Genomic DNA, 19,328 nt, shown 5'->3' on the forward strand with positions numbered 1-19,328 from the left:
CCGAAATTTAGGCACCGGCTAAGCCGGTGCCTTTGATGAGGATATTAGTATTTGTAACTTTCTGGTTTGAACGGACCGTCCACGGAAACACCGATATATTTAGCCTGCTCTTCTGTCATACGGGTAATCACGCCGTCAAAACCTTCAACCATATAGCGGGCTACTTCTTCATCGAGGCGCTTGGGCAGTACTTTTACATACAGTGCAGATACTTTTTGGTCTGCAGGTAGGTCAGCAAACTTCTCTTCAAACAAGTGAATCTGCGCGAGAACCTGGTTAGCAAAAGAGCCGTCCATAATACGGCTGGGGTGACCAGTAGCATTACCAAGGTTTACCAGGCGGCCCTCGGATAGCAGCAGCAGGTGATCATTGGTCTCACTGTTGCGCACCACTTTATGTACCTGGGGCTTAACTTCCTGCCACTCCCAGTTCTCACGCATAAAGGCAGTATCAATCTCGTTATCAAAGTGACCGATATTCGACACAACTGCGCCGCTCTTCAGAGCTGAAAGCATATGCGCATCGCATACATTGGCATTACCGGTAGTCGTTACGATCAAGTCAGTATTGGCCAGCAACTCCTTATTAATACCTTCCGCAGTGCCGGTGTTGATACCGTCAATGTACGGGGACACCAGCTCAAAACCATCCATGCAGGCCTGCATAGCGCAAATCGGATCTACTTCAGACACTTTTACAATCATGCCTTCCTGGCGCAGGGAGGCCGCTGAACCTTTACCCACATCTCCGTAACCGATAACCAATGCTTTTTTACCAGCCAACAGATGGTCGGTAGCACGCTTGATCGCATCGTTCAAACTGTGACGACAACCATATTTATTGTCGTTTTTACTCTTAGTAACAGAGTCATTTACGTTGATTGCCGGTACCTTTAAGGTGCCTTCACGCAACATGTCCTGCAAGCGGTGTACACCAGTGGTAGTCTCTTCACTAATACCGTGACAGTTATCGAGAATATCAGGGTACTTACGATGCAGCAGTTCGGTAAGATCTCCACCATCATCGAGAATCATATTCGGCTGCCAGCCGGCGACATCGGCACCAACAGTGCGCTCCAGACACCACTCATACTCTTCCTCAGTCTCGCCCTTCCAGGCAAATACCGGAATGCCACTTGCGGCAATGGCCGCAGCAGCGTGATCCTGGGTTGAGAAAATATTACAAGAAGACCAGCGCACTTCTGCACCCAGGGCAACCAGAGTCTCAATCAGAACCGCGGTCTGGATGGTCATATGAATGCAACCCATGATACGCGCACCTGCGAGGGGTTGGTCTGCACGATATTTTTCCCGCAAAGTCATCAGTGCCGGCATTTCGCCTTCAGCGATTTCGATTTCACGGCGGCCCCATTCAGCCTTGGAAATATCCGCGATCTTGAAGTCTTTAAATTCAGTACTCATCTGGTTCATGCTATTTAATGTCCAATAAAAATTGTTATTACATTGGAGCTTTATCGCTCCAATTTAGTAGCTCCCAATTCAGAAATAGGAGCCACCGCCTTAAGAAGTGAGATCAAAGTCCGGCCTGGACGCGCAGGGCATCCACCTTGTCAGTTTTTTCCCATGGGAAAGCGGTGAAGGTCTCACTGCGCTCCTGACCATTACTGTCCACCCAGTTATAGGTATGGGTGAAAGGATCACGCCCAAAGTGGCCATAAGCCGCTGTCAGCTGATACATGGGATGCAATAGGTCTAAGGACCTGGAAATAGCAAATGGGCGCAGATCGAAATTCTCACGTACCAGTTCGGCCAGTTTCTCTTCTGGAATAATGCCGGTACCAAATGTATTGATAGCCACAGACGTGGGCTCAGCTACACCGATGGCATAGGAAACCTGGATTTCACAGCGCTTGGCCAGGCCCGCAGCGACAATATTTTTTGCCACATATCGACCGGCGTAGGCCGCAGAGCGATCCACTTTAGAAGGGTCCTTACCGGAGAAAGCTCCACCACCGTGACGTGCAGAACCGCCGTAGGTATCCACAATAATTTTACGGCCAGTCAAGCCACAGTCGCCTACAGGACCGCCGATAACAAAGTTACCGGTTGGGTTGATATGGAACTTAGTGTCCTTGTGCAGCCACTCCACCGGCAGGGTGTGATGTACGATCAGCTCCATCACAGCTTCACGCAAATCAGCCTGGCTGACATCCGGATTGTGCTGAGTAGAAAGAACAACAGCATCAATCGCACAGGGGCGGCCCTGTTCGTCATAGCGGAAGGTCAACTGACTCTTGGCATCCGGGCGCAACCATGGCAGCAGGCCGGACTTGCGCGCTTCCGCCTGGCGTTCCACCAGGCGGTGGGAGTAGTAGATAGGCGCCGGCATAAAGGTCGGGGTTTCATTGGTGGCGTAGCCAAACATCAGGCCCTGATCACCGGCACCTTGGTCTTCCGGTTTGGCACGGTCAACACCCTGGGCGATATCTACAGACTGCTTGCCGATCACATTGATCACACCACAAGTCTCGCCATCGTAACCCACATCGGATGAGGTGTAGCCGATATCGGTGATTACTTTACGCACCAGATCCTCAAGGTCCACCCAGGCAGAAGTGGAAATCTCGCCGGCGATCACCGCAATCCCGGTTTTTACCAGGGTTTCACAGGCAACACGGGCCTGCTTGTCGCGGGCCAGCAATGCATCCAGTACCGCGTCGGAAATCTGATCGGCAATCTTATCCGGATGCCCTTCGGACACGGATTCTGATGTAAACAATCTATATTCACTCATGTGAGAGTCTCCATTTATTCCGCCGCGGGCGGTTAGTAAAATTCTGCTTCTGACAATACGTTCAGACGCCGTCAGGGTTTTATAAATTCTCGTATCTGGATCTGGAAACCGTTACGCAGTGCACTGTATACACTGCGCCCATCCCTCAGCCCGGCACTCTGTGCCCAGTCACTCAATTGCTCCGGGGTAAAGCCCAGCCATAGATCACCACAGGCCTCCCTGGCCCAGTCCTGACCGTGCTCTTGCAATTCAGCCACCAACAACTGGCCGCCAGTTTTTAACGCGCTCTGCAAATCATGAAAGATCTGCGCGGGATCTGGGGTGTGATGCAGCACCATATTTACCACGATGGTATCCGCACTTGCCGGGCGCGCCGCGGCGGCACGTGTATCGCTGCAGACAAACTCAATATTGGCCAGCCCCTGCTCATCGGCAAAAGCCTGGGCACGCTCCAACATAGCTGATGACAGGTCCAGAGCCGTTACCGTGCCAAAACGCAGGGATAGTTCCTGCAAAAACTCGCCTTCACCTGGGCCCACTTCCAATGCGTGGCGCCCAGAAATAAGCAGTTGGGCCACCTGTGGTCCATAAACGCTGTAGCTAGCGATCAGCTCCTGTTGCTCGCGGAACCGGTTACCGTAATCGGCAAAGAAACGGCGTGAAGCCTCAGCCCGCTCCTCAGAAATTCGCGCTACCGACTGGGCCCGTTCATCGGACAATGACAGAAGATCCAGATTCACAAATAACTGCTCGAGTAGCGGGGTGCCCCCCGTGCGCCGGTAAAAGATGTTGTTACCTTCGCGGCGCTTAGTCACCAGCCCAGCTTGGGCAAGGACTTTTAGGTGGTGGCTCAAGGCGGGTTGGCGCAGATCAAAAATTCGACACAATTCCAGCACACTGTAGGAGTCTTGACTGAGTAGACGCAATATCTCAAGTCGCAGGGGATCTCCTGCAGCCTTTAAGGTCATCGCCAGCTGCGAAATTTCCGCACCGGGACCGGATTCAAAGGTGGGCTGGGATTCAGACATGGGGACGAGTCTAGCAGCCACAAGATGCTATATCAAAAGATTTTGATATAGCTCCATAAAATTATTTTGATGTAGATACTTTTAGGCAATTCCAGAACCCAGATTAGGAAAATTGCTGCTGTACTTGGTGGCAATTTTTCCGGCAAGCCTTTGCGTGGGGCAGGTCTTTACGGGAAAATACGCCCCCATTTTGTCCTCGCGGCAGCTGCCAAGAGAGCGGTACCGCGGCCTACCCGAAAATCAGAGAGCTCTTCCTATGTCTTCTACCCCCTCTCGCACAGACATGGCCAACGCCATTCGCGCCCTGTCCATGGATGCGGTCCAGAAAGCCAACAGCGGCCACCCAGGTGCGCCTATGGGTATGGCAGATATCGCCGAAGTCTTATGGAATGACTACCTGAAGCACAACCCGGCAAACCCTGAGTGGGCCGACCGCGACCGCTTCGTGCTCTCCAATGGCCATGGCTCCATGCTGCTGTACTCATTGCTGCATCTTTCCGGCTACGACCTGCCGATTGAGGAGCTGAAAAACTTCCGCCAAATGCATTCCAAGACTCCGGGCCACCCGGAATACGGTTATGCGCCTGGCGTCGAGACCACTACCGGCCCGCTCGGCCAGGGTATAACCAATGCGGTGGGCATGGCTCTGGCAGAGAAAGTACTGGCAGCCCAATTTAACCGCCCCGGTTATGAACTGGTTGACCATCACACCTATGTGTTTATGGGCGACGGCTGTCTGATGGAGGGTGTCTCCCATGAAGCGTGCTCCTTAGCCGGCACTCTGGGCCTGGGCAAACTGATCGCCTTCTATGACGATAACGGCATCTCCATCGATGGCGAAGTGGAAGGCTGGTTTACCGACGACACACCCAAACGCTTCGAATCCTATGGCTGGCACGTAATCCCCAATGTAGATGGCCATGATGCAGCCGCGATCAAAGCTGCAATTGAGGAGGCCCGCTCAGTTACCGACAAGCCCACCATCATTTGCTGTAAAACGGTTATCGGTTTCGGTTCGCCAAATAAACAGGGCCGCGAAGAATGCCACGGTGCCCCCCTAGGTGACGACGAAATCGCACTGGTGCGCGAGACCATTGGCTGGGCCCACGCACCTTTCGAAATCCCCGAAGGTATCTATGCCGGTTGGGATGGAAAAGCCAAAGGTGAAGCTCAGGAAGACGAGTGGAAAGACATCCTGACTGACTACCGAGAAGAATTCCCTGAGCTGGCCGCCGAATTCGAGCGCCGTATGAGTGGCGAACTGCCGGCAGACTTTCTGGTGAAAGCCGATGATTACATTAAACAGTGCCAGGAAGACGCGCAGAAAATTGCTTCACGAAAGGCGAGCCAGAATGCACTCAATGCCTATGGCCCGTTGCTACCCGAGATCCTCGGCGGCTCTGCCGACCTGGCAGGCTCCAACCTCACTATTTGGTCTGGCTCCAAGGGTGTGAGCGCTGAAGATGCCTCCGGTAACTATGTCTACTACGGTGTGCGTGAGTTCGGCATGAGCGCCATGATGAACGGTATCGCCTTGCACGGAGGTTTCGTACCTTATGGCGCAACCTTCCTAATGTTCATGGAATATGCGCGCAATGCCGTACGTATGGCCGCACTGATGAAGCAGCGTGTTATCTTCGTCTACACACATGACTCGATCGGCCTAGGCGAAGACGGCCCTACCCACCAGCCTGTAGAACAGCTTAGCGCCTTGCGCTCCACCCCGAACCTACACACTTGGCGCCCCTGCGATGCCACTGAATCCGCCGTGAGCTGGAAGATGGCTATCGCGCGCAAAGAAGGCCCCAGCACCCTGGTATTCAGCCGTCAGGGGCTGGCTCCTCAAGCGCGCAATGCCGCACAGCTGGCGCAGATTGAAAAAGGTGGCTACGTACTTTCCGACTGTGAAGGCACTCCCGAAGCAATCATTATTGCTACCGGTTCTGAAGTCGAGTTGGCCATGGCCGCACAGGAAAAGCTCGCCGGCAAGAATGTTCGCGTAGTTTCCATGCCTTGCGCGGAAGCCTTTATGGAACAGGATGAATCTTATCGCGAATCTGTATTGCCCTCTGCTGTGCGTGCTCGTGTAGCGGTTGAAGCCAGCCATAAAGACTATTGGTACAAGTTCATTGGCTTTGATGGCGAGATTATCGGTATGAACACCTTCGGAGAATCCGCTCCGGGCGGCGAGCTGATGCAACACTTCGGCTTTACCGTAGACAACGTAGCCGCAACCGTCGAGAAGCTGGTGAAGTAACTCAGCGCGCTAGCTGGTCGCTCCCTGCTATTGTTTACCGCAGGGAGCGCTCGGTACCTTCCACAATTCCTATCTGGCAGTACTGCTATGACAACCCGACTCGCTATCAATGGTTATGGCCGTATCGGCCGCTCTGTTCTGCGTGCTCTTTATGAATCCGGTGCCCGAGATAACCTACAGATTGTCGCTATTAACGAGCTGGCTGACTGCGCCACTATTGGACACCTGACAAAGTACGATTCCGTACATGGGCGTTTTGCCGGTGAAGTCTCGGTGGAAAATGACATTTTGGTGGTCAATGGTGATCGCATTGCGGTGACACACCACGAACAGCTTGAAGATCTAAATTGGAAGCAGGAAAGAGTCGATATCGTGCTCGAGTGTACAGGCAGCTATAAGGAGCGTAAGCACGCCGAAACCCACTTGGCCACTGGGGCAAAAAAAGTTTTATTTTCCCAACCTGCCAGCCGCGATGTAGATGCCACTATTGTCTACGGCATCAACGACCACACTCTAAACGGCTCCGAAACTATTATTTCTGCAGCCTCCTGCACTACAAATTGCAGCGTGCCAGTGATCGCGGCACTCGACCGGGCATTTGGTATTGAAGCTGGGGTTTTAACCACAATCCACTCCGCCATGAACGACCAGCCAGTAAGCGATGCCTACCATCACACCGATTTGAGAAAAACACGGTCCGCCGTTACCTCAATAATTCCTGTCGATACGGCTCTTGCCCGAGGTATCGAACGCATATTGCCGCATTTATATGGAAAATTTGAAGCCCAGGCTATGCGCGTACCCACAGTCAATGTCTCCGCCATTGATCTGTCTGTTCAATTACAAAAGAATGTAAGTCAAATTGAAGTGAATGCTTTGCTGAAGTCCATAGCCGCAACAGAATTCAAAGGCGTCCTCGGCTTCACCGAAGAACCACTTGCCTCTTGCGACTTTAACCACGACCCTCGCTCAGGAATTATTGATGCCAGCCAGACACGGGTTGCCGGTGACAAATTAGTAAAAATATTAATCTGGTTTGATAATGAGTGGGGGTTTGCTAATCGCATGCTGGATGTCACAGGAGTAATGGCAAAATAAAATTTTATTAATACTCTACATTAGAATATAGGAACATAGCTAAAGTCTAAAATATATCATATATTCCTAGATTAAAACTGATCCGATAAAATCGACTAAGAATTCTATTCCTAGTATTAAACAATACTTTCTAGATATCTATATAAATAAACATTTTATGGTGAGCACTTAAATTACATAATTAACTTTCATACAACCCTTAATGGTATTTAAGGCCTGGAGGTTAACATCTTTAGAATGTCTACTGTACTCCTCTCCAAGCTGATACAACCTCTCTTCTCGATCATATTTATCCAACTCTCCTAACCATTGAGCCGCGTTGTAAAAATTTTCCCAACTACCGCTCTCAACATACAATTGCTTAAAAGCTGGCACCTGAGATTCATACTCAGCGGCTAAGGCAAGAGTGGCATTATTAGTCTTTTCTACATAGGCTTGGTAGCGCGCCGGATTAGGCCAGCTTGCAGATATTTGCCGATAACATTGACGCAAGCGTACCAGCACTAAATTTTTTTTCTCAAGCTTAAAACTATCCGGCTCTTGGGAGTCGTAAATCGGTTCGAGCTGCTTGCGCGCCATATTCATCAATTGACGCACGGCCATTGTCTCGGCACGGGCTTGGGTAGCTGAACCGGTCAAGCCCTGGCTGGCAAGCCAACCCGGTAGAGCAAGTTCCGAGACGGCAGTTGCGAAACTTTCATTGAATTGTGTATCACCAGAAATATATACACGCCTGTGTGCCAGTTCATGGAATAGCAATCCGGCTAATCTCTCTGGTGACCAATTTACAAAACTAGAGAGTACTGGGTCATCAAACCAGCCAAGGGTGCTATATGCAGGTACCGGCCCCAGATAAGTATCGTAACCCTGCGCCCTTAGACTATTAACTTTTGCAATTGCAGCAGACTTACGAAAATAACCTCGATAGCTGGCGCAACCAGCAACAGGGTAGCACCAGCGTTTTGGGGTTAAAGAAAATTCAGGAGCAGCCAAGACATTCCAGATGGGATACTGATCTTCCAGCTGTACATAAGAGCTGTAAGCTTGACCAACTGGTAAATTCAACTGCTGGGCAGCATAGGCCCGTATCTCCTGCACCAACATTAACTGTCGCCTCAGCTTTTCACTAGTGCCGGGCTGCTGTACCACTTTTTCAATTGGCTGTCGCGCGGACAGAATCCGCAACTGGCCCGCAGCAGCTTGAGCGTAATACCCCACCGTCTCACAACCACAAAGAAACAATGTGATGACTAACAGCCAAATATGCCTGCCATAAGCGCTTAATACTGACCTTAAGGCTCCAATGCTGATATACACTTTTGTCCTATTTTCCTTTTTGTTTAGTATCGTGCCTGTGGATCTATCCAGCTTCCTACAGACCTTCAATGGGTTATAGCATGCTGCCTGTTAGTGCAATCCTAATAGTCTTTGCTTTGGCATTTGCCGCTATAGCCTGGGGGCGGCTCCTGTATATCTGCTTTTCTGATGGGCCTCTAGCGGGCTTCCTTGCCCTGTTTTTACCACCAGTGGCGTTGTTTTTGCTCTTACCCAACTGGCGTGAAGAAAAGGAGCTCTATCAGTTGCTGGGAGCGGCCATAATCTGCCTGATCTTGGGCCTGGCACTTTAAGATTCCCTTATTGAATTAACTCAATTCCGGTTGATTTAGGTCAAGAGACTTACTTCCCAGGCCCATAGACTATATAGGTGAAGCATTGGCGTACTGGAGAGAAAGATGGATGCCTTAATTGATCTATTTACCAGCTTTTCCGGCTTGCTCAGCCTGGCCGTAATCGGGTTTATATTCCTGATGGCATTCTATTTTTATCGCCTGGTTCAAAACAATGTGGAAAAGGCAGTGGCGGAGCAGGAAAGGAAAGAACAAGCGGCAGTTTCCCATAGGAATAAGCCGGCCTGAACTGGAATATCCTGCTTAAGCCCAGGATCTTAGGGTAAATATTTTTGCCGTTAATACAGGCGGCAGCAGGCAATTATGCAGGGTTAACTCCAGAGCGAGCCCGGCACAATTGTCCATTTCCCGGGCTGACCGTCTGGTTTTTGTCGCGATGGGGGCTTGCTAGTAGTGGCACAAAAACCGGAGTCGATCAGCTTCTTTTTGCATGGAACGCAGACTGCCCATATACCTGGGTAACTCTTGTCTTGAGAGCAAAGGGTTACAATCAGGGGTAGGGTAGACAAAACAACAGGGCTATTGCCCCGGCAGCTTCGGCTGCCGGGGCACTTTACAGCTCAGGGAGGTGCTTATTACGCTCCCGGCTAACAGGCAGCTTATTCGGTTTACTCTTTCTTGGAACCCCTTTTTATCCAGCGCCCAAATAAAATACCCACCTCAAATAAAAGCCACATTGGCACTGCCAGAAGTGACTGGGAAATCACATCAGGTGGCGTGAGTAACATGCCAATCAGGAAACACCCCACAATCACATAGGGACGCTTGCTACCCAGGGTTTTTGCATCTACCGCTCCGCTCCAGATCAACAGCACAGTGGCGATGGGTATTTCGAAAGCAAAACCAAATGCAAAGAATAATTTCAGCACCAGATCCAAGTAGCTACGCATATCCGGCATCACTTTGATATCTGCATGGGCGGAACCGACAAAGAAATCAAAGAGAATTGGAAATACGACAAAGTAAGCAAAAGCAACACCCGCATAAAAAAGAAAAACGCTGGTGATCAGAATAGGCACCGCAATACGCTTTTCATTTTTATACAGGCCCGGTGCAATAAACGCCCAGGCTTGGTAGAGCACAAAAGGAATCGCAATAAAGAAAGAGACTATAAACGTGGTCTTAAATGGGGTGAGGAACGTTGAAGTCACCTCGGTGGCGATCATCCCAGCATCCCCAACCAGTCTCTCCTGCAGAGGGTTGGCAATAAAATTATAAATCTCTGAAGCGAAAGGCACGAGGCAGGCAAACAAGACGACCACGACCAATAAAGTACGTAACAAGCGGTCGCGCAACTCGATCAGGTGATCGATAAACGGCTGATGACTGTCTTGTGCTTTATCACTCATGGTTGCTTATCTTTTTCTTGTTGTGATGCTTTTTCTTCTTCATCCAATTCGATATTTTCCGGGTGATCGGGGTTCATGTCCGGGTCGCCAAAATCATGCCAGTGCTCCGGATATTCGGGGTCCTGCAACTCCTCCACAGTCTCATCCTGTTCAGGCAGGTAGTCCTCTTTTTCCGCACGGGGGGGCTGGGGTTCTTCGGGGCGCTTCGGGAGGGCATTATCTTTAAGCTCCTTGACCTCCCCCTGTTTGGCATGCTGCTCTGCAGGAGGCTTTTCTTCCGTATCCTCGGTAACCTTCTGCAATGATTCACTCACTTCACGATTGGTCTCAGTAAAGGTGCGCTCCATTTCCCGGCGACTTTCCTCAATCTCGCGAAGGATGCGCTCATTGTGTAATTCCCGACGAATATCATCCGCACCCACCTCTTTTTCCAACTCTTCACGGGCGCTATGTAAAGTGCGCTTTAAGCCGGACCACCAACGGGCTGTAGTGCGGATGGCATCGGGTAGGCGCTCAGGCCCAACCACGAGCAAGCCCACCACAGCGACCAGCAGCAGTTCAAAAAAGCCAATATCAAACACAGAGCATTACTCGCGTTAACGGTTGCCGAATTATTTATCCTGGGATTGCTTATCTTTTTCCTTGGCGGTACTGCCTTGGTCTGGCTTTTCTTCTTCATCATGCTGCAGGCGCTCGGGATCTTTCTCCTCGTCGGCTTCTTTTTTCTTGTCTTCATCCTTGATCGCTTTGCGGAAGCCCTTAATAGCCCCGCCGAGATCGCCACCAAGGTTTTTCAGGCGCTTGGTTCCGAACAGCAGTAGGACAATGACTAGAATAATCAACAGCTGCCAAATGCTAATTCCACCGAATCCCATAATTGTCTCCATGTCATTTAATGCGATAGCCAGACGCTAAACTGCCACGGGCTATCATTGGTAAACTGCAATTTTGGAAGCCTTCAACTACTACAGCAAAGACTCCTGAATACTTTCGATAAGCGCTTGTTAGCCCCCTTTGGGTCGCGCGGCTTTCTCCACCAGACCTGAAAGGCCAAAACGCCGGCCCAATTCCTCCAGCACATCCTGCGAATCTGCACCCAGATGAGAGAGCATCACCATTGAGTGAAACCATAAGTCCGCCGTCTCGGCGATCATATCCTGATTATCGCCGCTGGACTGTGCGTCTTTCGCAGCGAGAATGGTTTCCGTGGCCTCTTCGCCGACCTTTTCCAGGATTTTATTCAGGCCTTTTTTGTGCAGACTGGCCACATAGGATTTCTCTGCGTCTTCCTCACGCTTGCGACTTTCTAAGACGGCGTCGAGCTGCTGTAACAGGTCACTCATGCAGGGGCTCACTTGTAAATGGCTTTGGGGTCTTGAATCACAGGTTGATTCACCTGCCACTCACCATCCTGTAGTAGGTTGTAGAAGCAGCTGCTACGCCCAGTATGGCAGGCTATACCACCTTCCTGTTCCACCATCAGGAGAACGGTATCTCCATCACAGTCGAGGCGCACCTCGCGCACTTTCTGTAGAAAACCGGAGGTTTCGCCCTTGCGCCATAGGTTCTTGCGCGATCGCGACCAATAAACCGCGTAACCCTCGCTGGCGGTAAGGGCCAGAGATTCGCGATTCATCCATGCCATCATCAATACCCGGCCACTTTTATAATCCTGGGCTATGGCTGGTACCAGGCCGTCACTATTCCAACTGACCTGGTCAAGGAAATCGGTTGTCGCTTTTGCTTGAGTCAATGTCCCTTCCTTCAGAGTTCCAAGTGTAGGTCGGCCCAGACATATCTAGGGCCAGAGCAACAGTACCAGGGCAGCGATACCCAGGGCCCAACCCGAGGGCGGTAACTGCTCCAGCCACTGGGGCTTGCTCAAGACGAGAGCTCCTGCAGCAAGGATTACGCCGCCTACACGGCGCAAGTACTGCCAACGCCCACGACGCTGGCCACTCGCCAGTTTCTCGCCGATATTCTCCAACTGTGGTGCCAGTTCCCGTGACTGCTCCAAGGCGGAATACACCAGTTGCGGCATCTGCGGGAATTTCTCCAACCATTCGGGACCGTAACGCTTAATTTCGCCCACAATGGTTTTCGGGTGGATGCGGTCACGCATCCAGCGTTCCAAAAATGGATGGGCAGTCTTCCACAGATCCAGCTGCGGATAAAGCTGCCGACCCAGGCCCTCGATATTCAACAGCGTCTTTTGCAGCAATACCAATTGTGGCTGCACTGCCATATCGAAACGTCGCGCGGTCTGGAACAGGCTGATCAGCACCCGCGCGAAAGAGATCTCTCCCAGCGGTTTCTCAAAAATGGGTTCGCATACGGCGCGGATCGCCGCTTCAAAAGTATTCACCGGCGTATCGGCCCGCACCCAACCACTCTGTACGTGCAGCTCAGCCACCATTCGGTAGTCGCGGCGGAACATGGCTAAAAGGTTGCGTGCCAGATAGTACTGGTCCTCACGCGAAAGGCTACCGACAATTGCAGTGTCGATGGCAATATACTGAGGACGTTGTGGATGCTCGCGGGAGACAAAAATATTGCCAGGGTGCATATCGGCATGGAAGAAATTGTATTCAAATACCTGTTTGAAAAAAATTTCCACGCCGCGCTCGGCAAGCAGTTGCATATTAGTATCCTGAGCGCGCAACTGTGCCAAATCGGTAACCGGGATGCCCTCAATACGCTCCAGTACTAACACGCTCTCACGTGTGTATTCCCAGTACACTTCAGGGATATACAGCAGTGGAGAGTTATTGAAATTACGCCGCAACTGGGTGCCATTGGCCGCCTCACGCACCAAGTCCAGCTCTCCCTCAATGGTGTGGCGATAGTCCTCCACTACCTCCACCGGGCGCAGGCGTCGCCCATCGGGCACAAAGCGCTCAATACCGCGGGCTAATACCCCCAACAGACGCAAATCTTCCTGGATTATTTCACCAATACCTGGGCGCAGCACTTTTACAACCACTGATTCACCAGTGGTGAGCACCGCAGCATGTACCTGTGCCACCGAAGCCGCAGCCAAGGGCTCGCGCTCAAAGCTCGCGAAAACTTCGTCGACACTGGCCTCCAAGGCCTCTTCAATCAACGAGATACACTGGTCGCTTGGGAAGGGAGGCACCTTGTCTTGCAGGTAATCGAGCTGCTCGACAATATCTGGCGGTAACAGGTCAGGGCGGGTAGAAAGCAACTGACCAAATTTGACGAAAATTGGCCCCAGTTCCTCCAGGGCTCGACGCAGGCGCTCACCGCGCTCCATCTTTGGCTGTGGCAATAGCTTCAGGGGAGCCAGTATCCCTCGCAGCCACAAAGGGCGGCGCTCGGCGGGCAATAGCTGATCGAGACGATAGCGCAGGAAAACCCGCGTGATAGTAAAACTGCGAAAGAGCGGCAAAACTACTCAGCCTCCCTGCGGGAGAACTGCTCTTGCAGCAAACGCACCCGTGCTTCCAGGCGCTCAGTGGCCAGAGACAGCTCAGCGAGATCATCGGCAAAGGCCTCAAATTGCGCCTGTGGTGGGGTCAACTGCCACTCTTCGCTGATGGTTTCCGCAGCCGCAACAGGTGCGCGACTGAGACTGGCGCTCAACCAACTGCCGGCACCGCGCAATACATTGCCGATGGAGTGAGCGGGAATATCGCCTATCAATTGCGCCAGCGGCGCCTCCCAGTCGATATCCAGATCACTCATCATCCACTGCAATTCTGCCAGCAGAGCACTAGAACCACTGATAGAGACCCCCAGGGCCGCGGGCGTGGCATCCGGGTCTTTTAGAAGACGCACAAGAGAAATAGCCGAACCACTGATAGAAGTGGTGACATCTCCCTCCCAATGCTGGCGGACAAATACTTGATCGCCCTCAATGCACAAACAACACTGTAGTTTTGGAGCGGTTAGATCGAGCGCCATAACTTTACCATCCAGCTCCTGCAGACGAGCGCGAGTAGCCGGGTCATATTGCAGGGCGGTATTAATGGCGGTTTCCAGCGCAGCATCAAAACCCGCGCGATAAGTGGGATCGCTCATGGCAGTTATTGGCCTCGTGCCATCACTTGCAGGTAAATCACGTCAAACGCCAGTTAGGGCTTGATGCCACGGTGCAACGCAACAATACCGCCAGTCATATTGTGATATTCACAATCGACAAAACCGGCATCCTCCATCATCTGCTTGAGGGTTTCCTGGTCTGGGTGCATACGAATGCTCTCCGCCAGGTAACGGTAACTTTCCGCATCATTGGCTACCAATTTGCCCATAAATGGCAGTAGGCGGAAAGAATATTGATCGTAGACTTTTTCAAGCAGTTTCGACTCTGGCTTGGAGAACTCGAGCACTAGCAAACGCCCGCCGGGTTTGAGCACCCGTAGCATGGAGCGAAGCGCTAGGTCTTTGTCAGTGACATTACGCAGACCAAAGGCGATAGTTATGCAGTCGAAGGTATTATCCGGGAAAGGGAGGTATTGGGCATCTGCCTGCACTGGCACCACATTGCCGGCGATACCGCGGTCCAGCAGGCGATCGCGACCAACCCGCAACATCGATTCATTGATATCCGCCAGTACCACCTGACCACTGTCACCCACAATACGCGAAAAGCGGGCGGTGAGGTCGCCAGTTCCCCCAGCAATATCCAAAATTTTCTGTCCCGGCCGCGCGCCGGATAATTCGATGGTAAAACGCTTCCAGAGGCGGTGAATCCCCCCAGACATTAAATCGTTCATTACATCGTAGCGCGCTGCCACTGAGTGGAACACTTCTGCCACACGACCGGCCTTTTCCTCCACCGGGACCTCTTGGTAGCCGAAGTGGGTGGTCTTGCGATCCTTCATGCTGTGCTGCCTACTGAGCCAAATTCTGGGGAGCCATTGTACATCTACGAAGCCGGCGGAACACAGCCCATCATCACCCCCTTTGGAAACTCGCTAAAATTGATCCATAGAAACCGGAACGAAATACTGGTCAGGGCTCATGAGTTATCGGCTCGATTGCAACGTACTTCCAGAGCATGGACTTCGGCAAGTTGCCCTGGCGGAAATCAATACTGCAATCAGCCATACAAAACAGCTTCCCAGTGAGCATGCAGTGCACGAATTGCGTAAGCACTGCAAGAAATTACGCGCTCTACTGCGCCTCGTACAACCAGTTTATCCACTCTTATTCCAGAGTGAAAACATTCACTACCGCAACCTGGCCCACAGCCTCGCTCAGAGCCGCGATCCGGTTTCTATTCGAGGAGCCCTACTTGCGATAGCCCCGCCACACCACTTTCCGACAATGCACACACTGCTGCGCCATATGCTGCATTTAAAAATAGATAAAAGGGCCCTGGCACAGGTCGAACCGTTTCTGATTCAAAGACGGGGGCGTATCGGTAACTGGTCATTAGAGGATGTTCGCTGGGCTCATTTAGAACGCGGATACTGTCGAGGTTACCGGCGAGCGCGAAAAGCTTGGTATCAGGTGCAAAAATTGGATAGCGCGGAGAATCTGCACCAATTGCGCAAACGAGTAAAAGACCACTGGTACCACAGCCGACTGCTTGAAGAAAAATTTCCACAGCCAGCCGCATTACGCTGTGAGCCACTAAAACAATTGGCACAAGTTCTTGGCGATTGGCGCGACGCCTATTTACTTTGCCGCTTGGCAATTGCCACGGGAGAGAGCCTCGGGAAAGAGCTGATACCAATCTTGGAACTGGGTGACTGGCGCAAAATGAGGCTTCGTCGGGAAATAGAGACTCTTTGCTCTGCGCTCTTCATTAAGGCAAAGTTGAAAGTCAGATAGAAAGTAAAACAGCGCAGGGAAATACCTGCGCCATTGCATTGAAACAAATAGCCTCCGAATTTATTCGGCGTCCTGCTCCAATAAACCACCTGAGCGTGCCATAACGTGGAATAGGTAGTTCTGCTCATTGGTACCACTCACCAAGTGTGCACCCGGCCCGCGAGCCCATACGCCTACATCCTCTCCAGCGTGAGACTCGCTGCTCATGGGCACCAGTGCATCCTGCTGGTAATCAAGTGCGACAGTGTCAGTGCTTGTGAGATCATGCCGGCTACCGTCATCATTGGAGCTGTAACCCGGGCCATTGGCATAGGTCAAGGTTGTGTAGGGCAGGCCATCTTCAGCTAATGAAGGAGAGGTTTTAGCCTCACCACTGCTGTCATTACCAATCACCTTGCCAAGAATCGGGTTGCCGCGGGTGGGATAACCGGCAATCGTCATCACATGGCTGTGGTCCGCAGTAACGACTATTAGAGTATCTTCTGCACTGGTGTTATCCATTGCATACTGGATAGCCTCTGCAAATTCCACAGCATCGGTCAGTGCGCGGTGGGCGTTGCCAGCATGATGGCCATGGTCAATACGACCGGACTCTACCATAAGGAAATATCCCTTGTCGTTTTTCTGCAGGAGTTCGAGACCTTTAGATGTCATCTCAGTGAGGGAAGGCTCACCCGCAGTATCTTCCTCACGAACAGCTTCATACTCCATGTGGGAAGAGTTGAACAAACCCAGTAACTTGTCGGTTGCAGCGCTGTCTACAGCATTAAAGCCTGTGGTGTCTTCTACGTAAGCAATATTATTCACACCGTCGTTGTAACGTGTCTTCCACTCATCCACCAAGTTGCGCCCGTCTTCTCGACGCCCGGCTTCCCCCTCGATATCTGTGACGTCACTGGGCAAGAAGTTACGGCGGCCCCCTCCCATTACCACGTCGATACCATCACCAGCCTCCAGCTCAACCAGCTGCGCGGCAATATCAGTGCAACCATCAGGAGCAGACGCTTCCCAGCCACGCTCAGGCACCTTGGCATAGGTGGCTGCCGGAGTAGCGTGGGTAATTCTCGCGGTACTGATAATACCGGTGCTTTTGCCCAGATCCTCTGCCAGCTCAATGGCAGTGGTAAGAGGACGCTCCAGACTGGCGGCACAATCGCCGCGCGCCACATCTTCGGCAACACTTAATACGCCGGCCTTGGTTTTAACCCCGGTAACTAGAGCCGTCATAGTGCCAGCGGAGTCCGGAGTTTGCTGGTTGGTATTGTAAGTTTTCACCAAACCAGCAAAAGGCATTTTTTCAAAGCTCAGCTGGTGCTCCTCACCGGCGAGGCCCTGCTGTTGACCGGCGAGGATACGCGCTGCAGTCACTGTAGAAATACCCATGCCATCGCCGACAAACAGGATGATATTCTTTGCTGCGCCAGGAGTATTATTAATTGCCTGTGCCTGCGCAGCCTCTACAGCCTCTTGGCCCTCTTTGAACCAGTCGCTATCGAGCTGCCCCTGGGGAAGGTTCAACACATCTTCTGGCTCTGGCAGTTCAACCGGATTCGAGCTGGACTTGTCATCACTGCAACCAGCGGCCAGCAGGGCTACGGAGAAAGCCAGCAGGGTCTTTTTAAAATGTCTCATGGTGAATTACCCCAATTATTCTTCTGTCAACGACAGGTCAGTCGCAGCAGTCATCACATGGAAAAGCGCACTTTGCTCCAGGCTACCCTGTACCAACTTGGCTCCAGCACCAATGGCATGCAGGCTGATATCTTCACCCGCGTGACTCTCTGATTCCAGGTGAACTAGAGCCTCCTGATGAAAACCCGGTGCCTCGGTATCTACGCCAGAGAGATCTTTACGGCCGGTATCAGCAGCTATGCCATAACGTTCATCCGCATCGGTATTCTCACCCAGGTCGGCAAAGCCCAGACCATTGGCATAGGTCAGCGTGGTAAAAGGCAAGTCGTCCGATGCGGTTTCCAGTTCCGCCTTGGCTGCGCCGCTACTGTCATTCTCAACCACCTTGCCGAGAATGGGGTTACCACGGGTTGGATAACCGGCAATGGTCATCACATGGCTGTGGTCCGCAGTCACCAGGATCAGGGTGTCCTCAAGATCCACCTTATCCAGTGCAGCTTGTACCGCATCCGCAAAGGCAATCGCATCGTGCAATGCGTTGTAAGCATTACCTGCGTGATGGCCGTGGTCGATTCGACCAGACTCCACCATCAGGAAATAGCCATCGCTATCTTTCTGCAGGAGTTCAATAGCAGTACCGGTCATCTCGGCGATACTCGGCTCGTCGCTCTCCTTAGCAATACGGTCCGCATCGTAACTCATATGGCTGCTTGTGAAGAGCCCCAACAGCTTGTCTGTAGAGGCGAGATCCACGCTCGCCAGTTCAGCTCCAGTCTGCACATATTCAGCATTCTGTTCACCTTCATAGCGCTGTAGCCACTCATTGGTAAGATCGCGCCCGTCTTCACGCTTGCCACCTGTATCGGTCGTTGTAAAACTGCGACGGCCGCCACCGAGCATCACGTCGATGCCATCCCCATATTCCAGTTCAATCATTTGCGTGGCGATATCCACACAATTTCCTTCAGCTTCGTACTCCCAGCCACGCTCTGGACTACGCGAATAAGTGGCGGCGGGCGTGGCATGAGTCAATCGCGCGGTTGAGACGATGCCAGTTGATCTGCCACGATTTTCCATCAACTCGAGGAAAGTATTCAGCTCTTTGCCTTCAGCACTGACGCAATCAGCACGCAATGCATCTTCCTCAATATTAATGACTCCGGCGCGGGTTTTTACACCGGTCATCATCGCAGTCATGGTACCGGCAGAGTCCGGGGTCTGCTGGTTGGTGTTATATGTTTTGATCAGAGCGGAATAGGGAAACTCCTCAAAAGAAAGGGCATTTTCCTCACCATTCTCACCGCGCAGTTGACCCTCAAGAATACGTGCAGCAGTCAACGTGGATATACCCATACCGTCGCCGACAAAAAGAATGACGTTCTTTGCAGTCTTTGCTTCTCTGGAGAGGGCAGTACGCTCTTCCAGACGATCGGCAGCGTCGGTATACCAGTCACTTTTGGTTTGGTAGTCAGGCAGGCTTGCGGCAGAAACCGCTGAAGCGAGAGGAATTAAACAAAAGGCGCTAAGCGCGCGGGCAAGTTTGTTTGCCACGATGAGCCTCCGGAACTCGTAAATTTGGCGAGCATTAGAGTCCGGAAATATGACAAAAGAATTACGCGCCGATTAACTTCTGGCTTTCATCGCCACAATGCTTAGTACGGGCGTTAAGACTGTAAAAACACAACCACAGCAATATTACAGAATTGCGAAAAAACAGTGAGAG

At 51.8% G+C, this 19,328-nt stretch carries 19 protein-coding genes; 5 read left to right on the top strand and 14 right to left on the bottom strand.

The genetic code is table 11. The features are described from left to right. Positions 1-44 precede the first annotated feature (44 nt). The 3 genes from ahcY to ACJJJB_RS18475 all read right to left on the bottom strand — a co-directional run bounded on the left by ahcY (position 45) and on the right by ACJJJB_RS18475 (position 3,782). Positions 45-1,430, bottom strand: a complete 1,386-nt coding sequence (gene ahcY, locus ACJJJB_RS18465) for an adenosylhomocysteinase (protein WP_026305161.1) — start codon at positions 1,428-1,430, stop codon at positions 45-47. 103 nt (positions 1,431-1,533) lie between these two features. Then, positions 1,534-2,754, bottom strand: coding sequence for a methionine adenosyltransferase (metK, locus tag ACJJJB_RS18470; protein ID WP_020414035.1), 1,221 nt, complete (start codon positions 2,752-2,754; stop codon positions 1,534-1,536). 71 nt (positions 2,755-2,825) lie between these two features. Continuing rightward, a complete protein-coding gene (locus ACJJJB_RS18475) occupies positions 2,826-3,782 on the bottom strand; it encodes a metalloregulator ArsR/SmtB family transcription factor (RefSeq protein ID WP_020414034.1) in 957 nt (318 codons plus the stop codon). 256 nt (positions 3,783-4,038) lie between these two features. Between ACJJJB_RS18475 and tkt the strand changes: the two genes are divergently transcribed. Together tkt and gap are read left to right on the top strand one after the other, a co-directional pair. Further along, positions 4,039-6,039, top strand: coding sequence for a transketolase (gene tkt / locus ACJJJB_RS18480; RefSeq protein ID WP_445365292.1), 2,001 nt, complete (start codon positions 4,039-4,041; stop codon positions 6,037-6,039). A gap of 87 nt (positions 6,040-6,126) precedes the next feature. Beyond that, positions 6,127-7,137, top strand: coding sequence for a type I glyceraldehyde-3-phosphate dehydrogenase (gene gap, locus ACJJJB_RS18485; RefSeq protein ID WP_353375898.1), 1,011 nt, complete (start codon positions 6,127-6,129; stop codon positions 7,135-7,137). A 168-nt stretch (positions 7,138-7,305) separates the two neighbouring features. Here the strand turns inward: gap and ACJJJB_RS18490 are convergent, their stop codons facing one another. Further along, positions 7,306-8,454, bottom strand: coding sequence for an aminopeptidase (locus ACJJJB_RS18490; RefSeq protein WP_445365293.1), 1,149 nt, complete (start codon positions 8,452-8,454; stop codon positions 7,306-7,308). An 80-nt stretch (positions 8,455-8,534) separates the two neighbouring features. Here ACJJJB_RS18490 and ACJJJB_RS18495 point away from each other — a divergent pair, with 80 nt between their 5' ends. Then, complete coding sequence (locus ACJJJB_RS18495) at positions 8,535-8,765, top strand: hypothetical protein (RefSeq protein ID WP_157533540.1); 231 nt, start codon at positions 8,535-8,537, stop codon at positions 8,763-8,765. Positions 8,766-8,870: 105 nt separating this feature from the next. Further along, positions 8,871-9,053, top strand: a complete 183-nt coding sequence (locus ACJJJB_RS18500) for a DUF3149 domain-containing protein (RefSeq protein ID WP_020414028.1) — start codon at positions 8,871-8,873, stop codon at positions 9,051-9,053. 380 nt (positions 9,054-9,433) lie between these two features. Here the strand turns inward: ACJJJB_RS18500 and tatC are convergent, their stop codons facing one another. From tatC to ubiE, 8 genes are all read right to left on the bottom strand, one after another. After that, a complete protein-coding gene (tatC, locus tag ACJJJB_RS18505) occupies positions 9,434-10,174 on the bottom strand; it encodes a twin-arginine translocase subunit TatC (protein ID WP_445365294.1) in 741 nt (246 codons plus the stop codon). Continuing rightward, the gene (gene tatB / locus ACJJJB_RS18510) at positions 10,171-10,755 is read right to left on the bottom strand and encodes a Sec-independent protein translocase protein TatB (protein WP_445365295.1); all 585 of its coding nucleotides are present in this window, start codon (positions 10,753-10,755) and stop codon (positions 10,171-10,173) included. The genes tatC and tatB overlap by 4 nt, the downstream gene beginning before the upstream one ends. Positions 10,756-10,785: 30 nt before the next feature. Then, entirely contained in the window at positions 10,786-11,049 is a 264-nt protein-coding gene (gene tatA / locus ACJJJB_RS18515) for a Sec-independent protein translocase subunit TatA (protein ID WP_020414025.1), read from the bottom strand. A 129-nt stretch (positions 11,050-11,178) separates the two neighbouring features. Next, on the bottom strand, positions 11,179-11,517 hold the full coding sequence (locus ACJJJB_RS18520; protein WP_445365296.1) for a phosphoribosyl-ATP diphosphatase: 339 nt from the start codon (positions 11,515-11,517) through the stop codon (positions 11,179-11,181). 8 nt (positions 11,518-11,525) lie between these two features. Then, positions 11,526-11,927: a phosphoribosyl-AMP cyclohydrolase gene (gene hisI, locus ACJJJB_RS18525; protein WP_020414023.1), complete on the bottom strand. Its 402-nt coding sequence runs from the start codon at positions 11,925-11,927 to the stop codon at positions 11,526-11,528. Positions 11,928-11,972: 45 nt separating this feature from the next. Further along, positions 11,973-13,583 carry a ubiquinone biosynthesis regulatory protein kinase UbiB gene (gene ubiB, locus ACJJJB_RS18530; protein ID WP_020414022.1) on the bottom strand — a complete coding sequence of 537 codons (1,611 nt, stop codon included), beginning with the start codon at positions 13,581-13,583 and terminating at the stop codon, positions 11,973-11,975. Positions 13,584-13,585: 2 nt separating this feature from the next. Next, positions 13,586-14,215: a ubiquinone biosynthesis accessory factor UbiJ gene (locus ACJJJB_RS18535; RefSeq protein ID WP_445365297.1), complete on the bottom strand. Its 630-nt coding sequence runs from the start codon at positions 14,213-14,215 to the stop codon at positions 13,586-13,588. 53 nt (positions 14,216-14,268) lie between these two features. After that, positions 14,269-15,018 (bottom strand): bifunctional demethylmenaquinone methyltransferase/2-methoxy-6-polyprenyl-1,4-benzoquinol methylase UbiE, encoded by a 750-nt coding sequence (gene ubiE / locus ACJJJB_RS18540; protein WP_282952107.1) that lies wholly within the window; start codon positions 15,016-15,018, stop codon positions 14,269-14,271. Positions 15,019-15,157: 139 nt separating this feature from the next. Between ubiE and ACJJJB_RS18545 the strand changes: the two genes are divergently transcribed. Then, a complete protein-coding gene (locus ACJJJB_RS18545) occupies positions 15,158-15,973 on the top strand; it encodes a CHAD domain-containing protein (RefSeq protein WP_020414019.1) in 816 nt (271 codons plus the stop codon). Positions 15,974-16,033: 60 nt separating this feature from the next. Here ACJJJB_RS18545 and ACJJJB_RS18550 read toward each other — a convergent pair whose 3' ends face one another. Continuing rightward, on the bottom strand, positions 16,034-17,605 hold the full coding sequence (locus tag ACJJJB_RS18550; protein ID WP_282952106.1) for an alkaline phosphatase: 1,572 nt from the start codon (positions 17,603-17,605) through the stop codon (positions 16,034-16,036). A gap of 15 nt (positions 17,606-17,620) precedes the next feature. Then, positions 17,621-19,156, bottom strand: a complete 1,536-nt coding sequence (locus ACJJJB_RS18555) for an alkaline phosphatase (protein WP_444902456.1) — start codon at positions 19,154-19,156, stop codon at positions 17,621-17,623. Between the last annotated feature and the right edge of the window lie 172 nt (positions 19,157-19,328).

This window comes from Microbulbifer variabilis (genome assembly GCF_052468405.1).

Coding starts and splice junctions, on each gene's coding strand:
- ACJJJB_RS18475 (WP_020414034.1), bottom strand. CDS start 3,782: ATGTCTGAATCCCAGCCCACCTTTGAATCCGGTCCCGGTGCGGAAATT.
- tatC (WP_445365294.1), bottom strand. CDS start 10,174: ATGAGTGATAAAGCACAAGACAGTCATCAGCCGTTTATCGATCACCTG.
- ACJJJB_RS18550 (WP_282952106.1), bottom strand. CDS start 17,605: ATGAGACATTTTAAAAAGACCCTGCTGGCTTTCTCCGTAGCCCTGCTG.
- ACJJJB_RS18535 (WP_445365297.1), bottom strand. CDS start 14,215: ATGAGCGATCCCACTTATCGCGCGGGTTTTGATGCTGCGCTGGAAACC.
- metK (WP_020414035.1), bottom strand. CDS start 2,754: ATGAGTGAATATAGATTGTTTACATCAGAATCCGTGTCCGAAGGGCAT.
- ubiE (WP_282952107.1), bottom strand. CDS start 15,018: ATGAAGGATCGCAAGACCACCCACTTCGGCTACCAAGAGGTCCCGGTG.
- ACJJJB_RS18545 (WP_020414019.1), top strand. CDS start 15,158: ATGAGTTATCGGCTCGATTGCAACGTACTTCCAGAGCATGGACTTCGG.
- tkt (WP_445365292.1), top strand. CDS start 4,039: ATGTCTTCTACCCCCTCTCGCACAGACATGGCCAACGCCATTCGCGCC.
- gap (WP_353375898.1), top strand. CDS start 6,127: ATGACAACCCGACTCGCTATCAATGGTTATGGCCGTATCGGCCGCTCT.
- ACJJJB_RS18520 (WP_445365296.1), bottom strand. CDS start 11,517: ATGAGTGACCTGTTACAGCAGCTCGACGCCGTCTTAGAAAGTCGCAAG.
- ACJJJB_RS18495 (WP_157533540.1), top strand. CDS start 8,535: ATGCTGCCTGTTAGTGCAATCCTAATAGTCTTTGCTTTGGCATTTGCC.
- ahcY (WP_026305161.1), bottom strand. CDS start 1,430: ATGAACCAGATGAGTACTGAATTTAAAGACTTCAAGATCGCGGATATT.
- ACJJJB_RS18500 (WP_020414028.1), top strand. CDS start 8,871: ATGGATGCCTTAATTGATCTATTTACCAGCTTTTCCGGCTTGCTCAGC.
- tatA (WP_020414025.1), bottom strand. CDS start 11,049: ATGGGATTCGGTGGAATTAGCATTTGGCAGCTGTTGATTATTCTAGTC.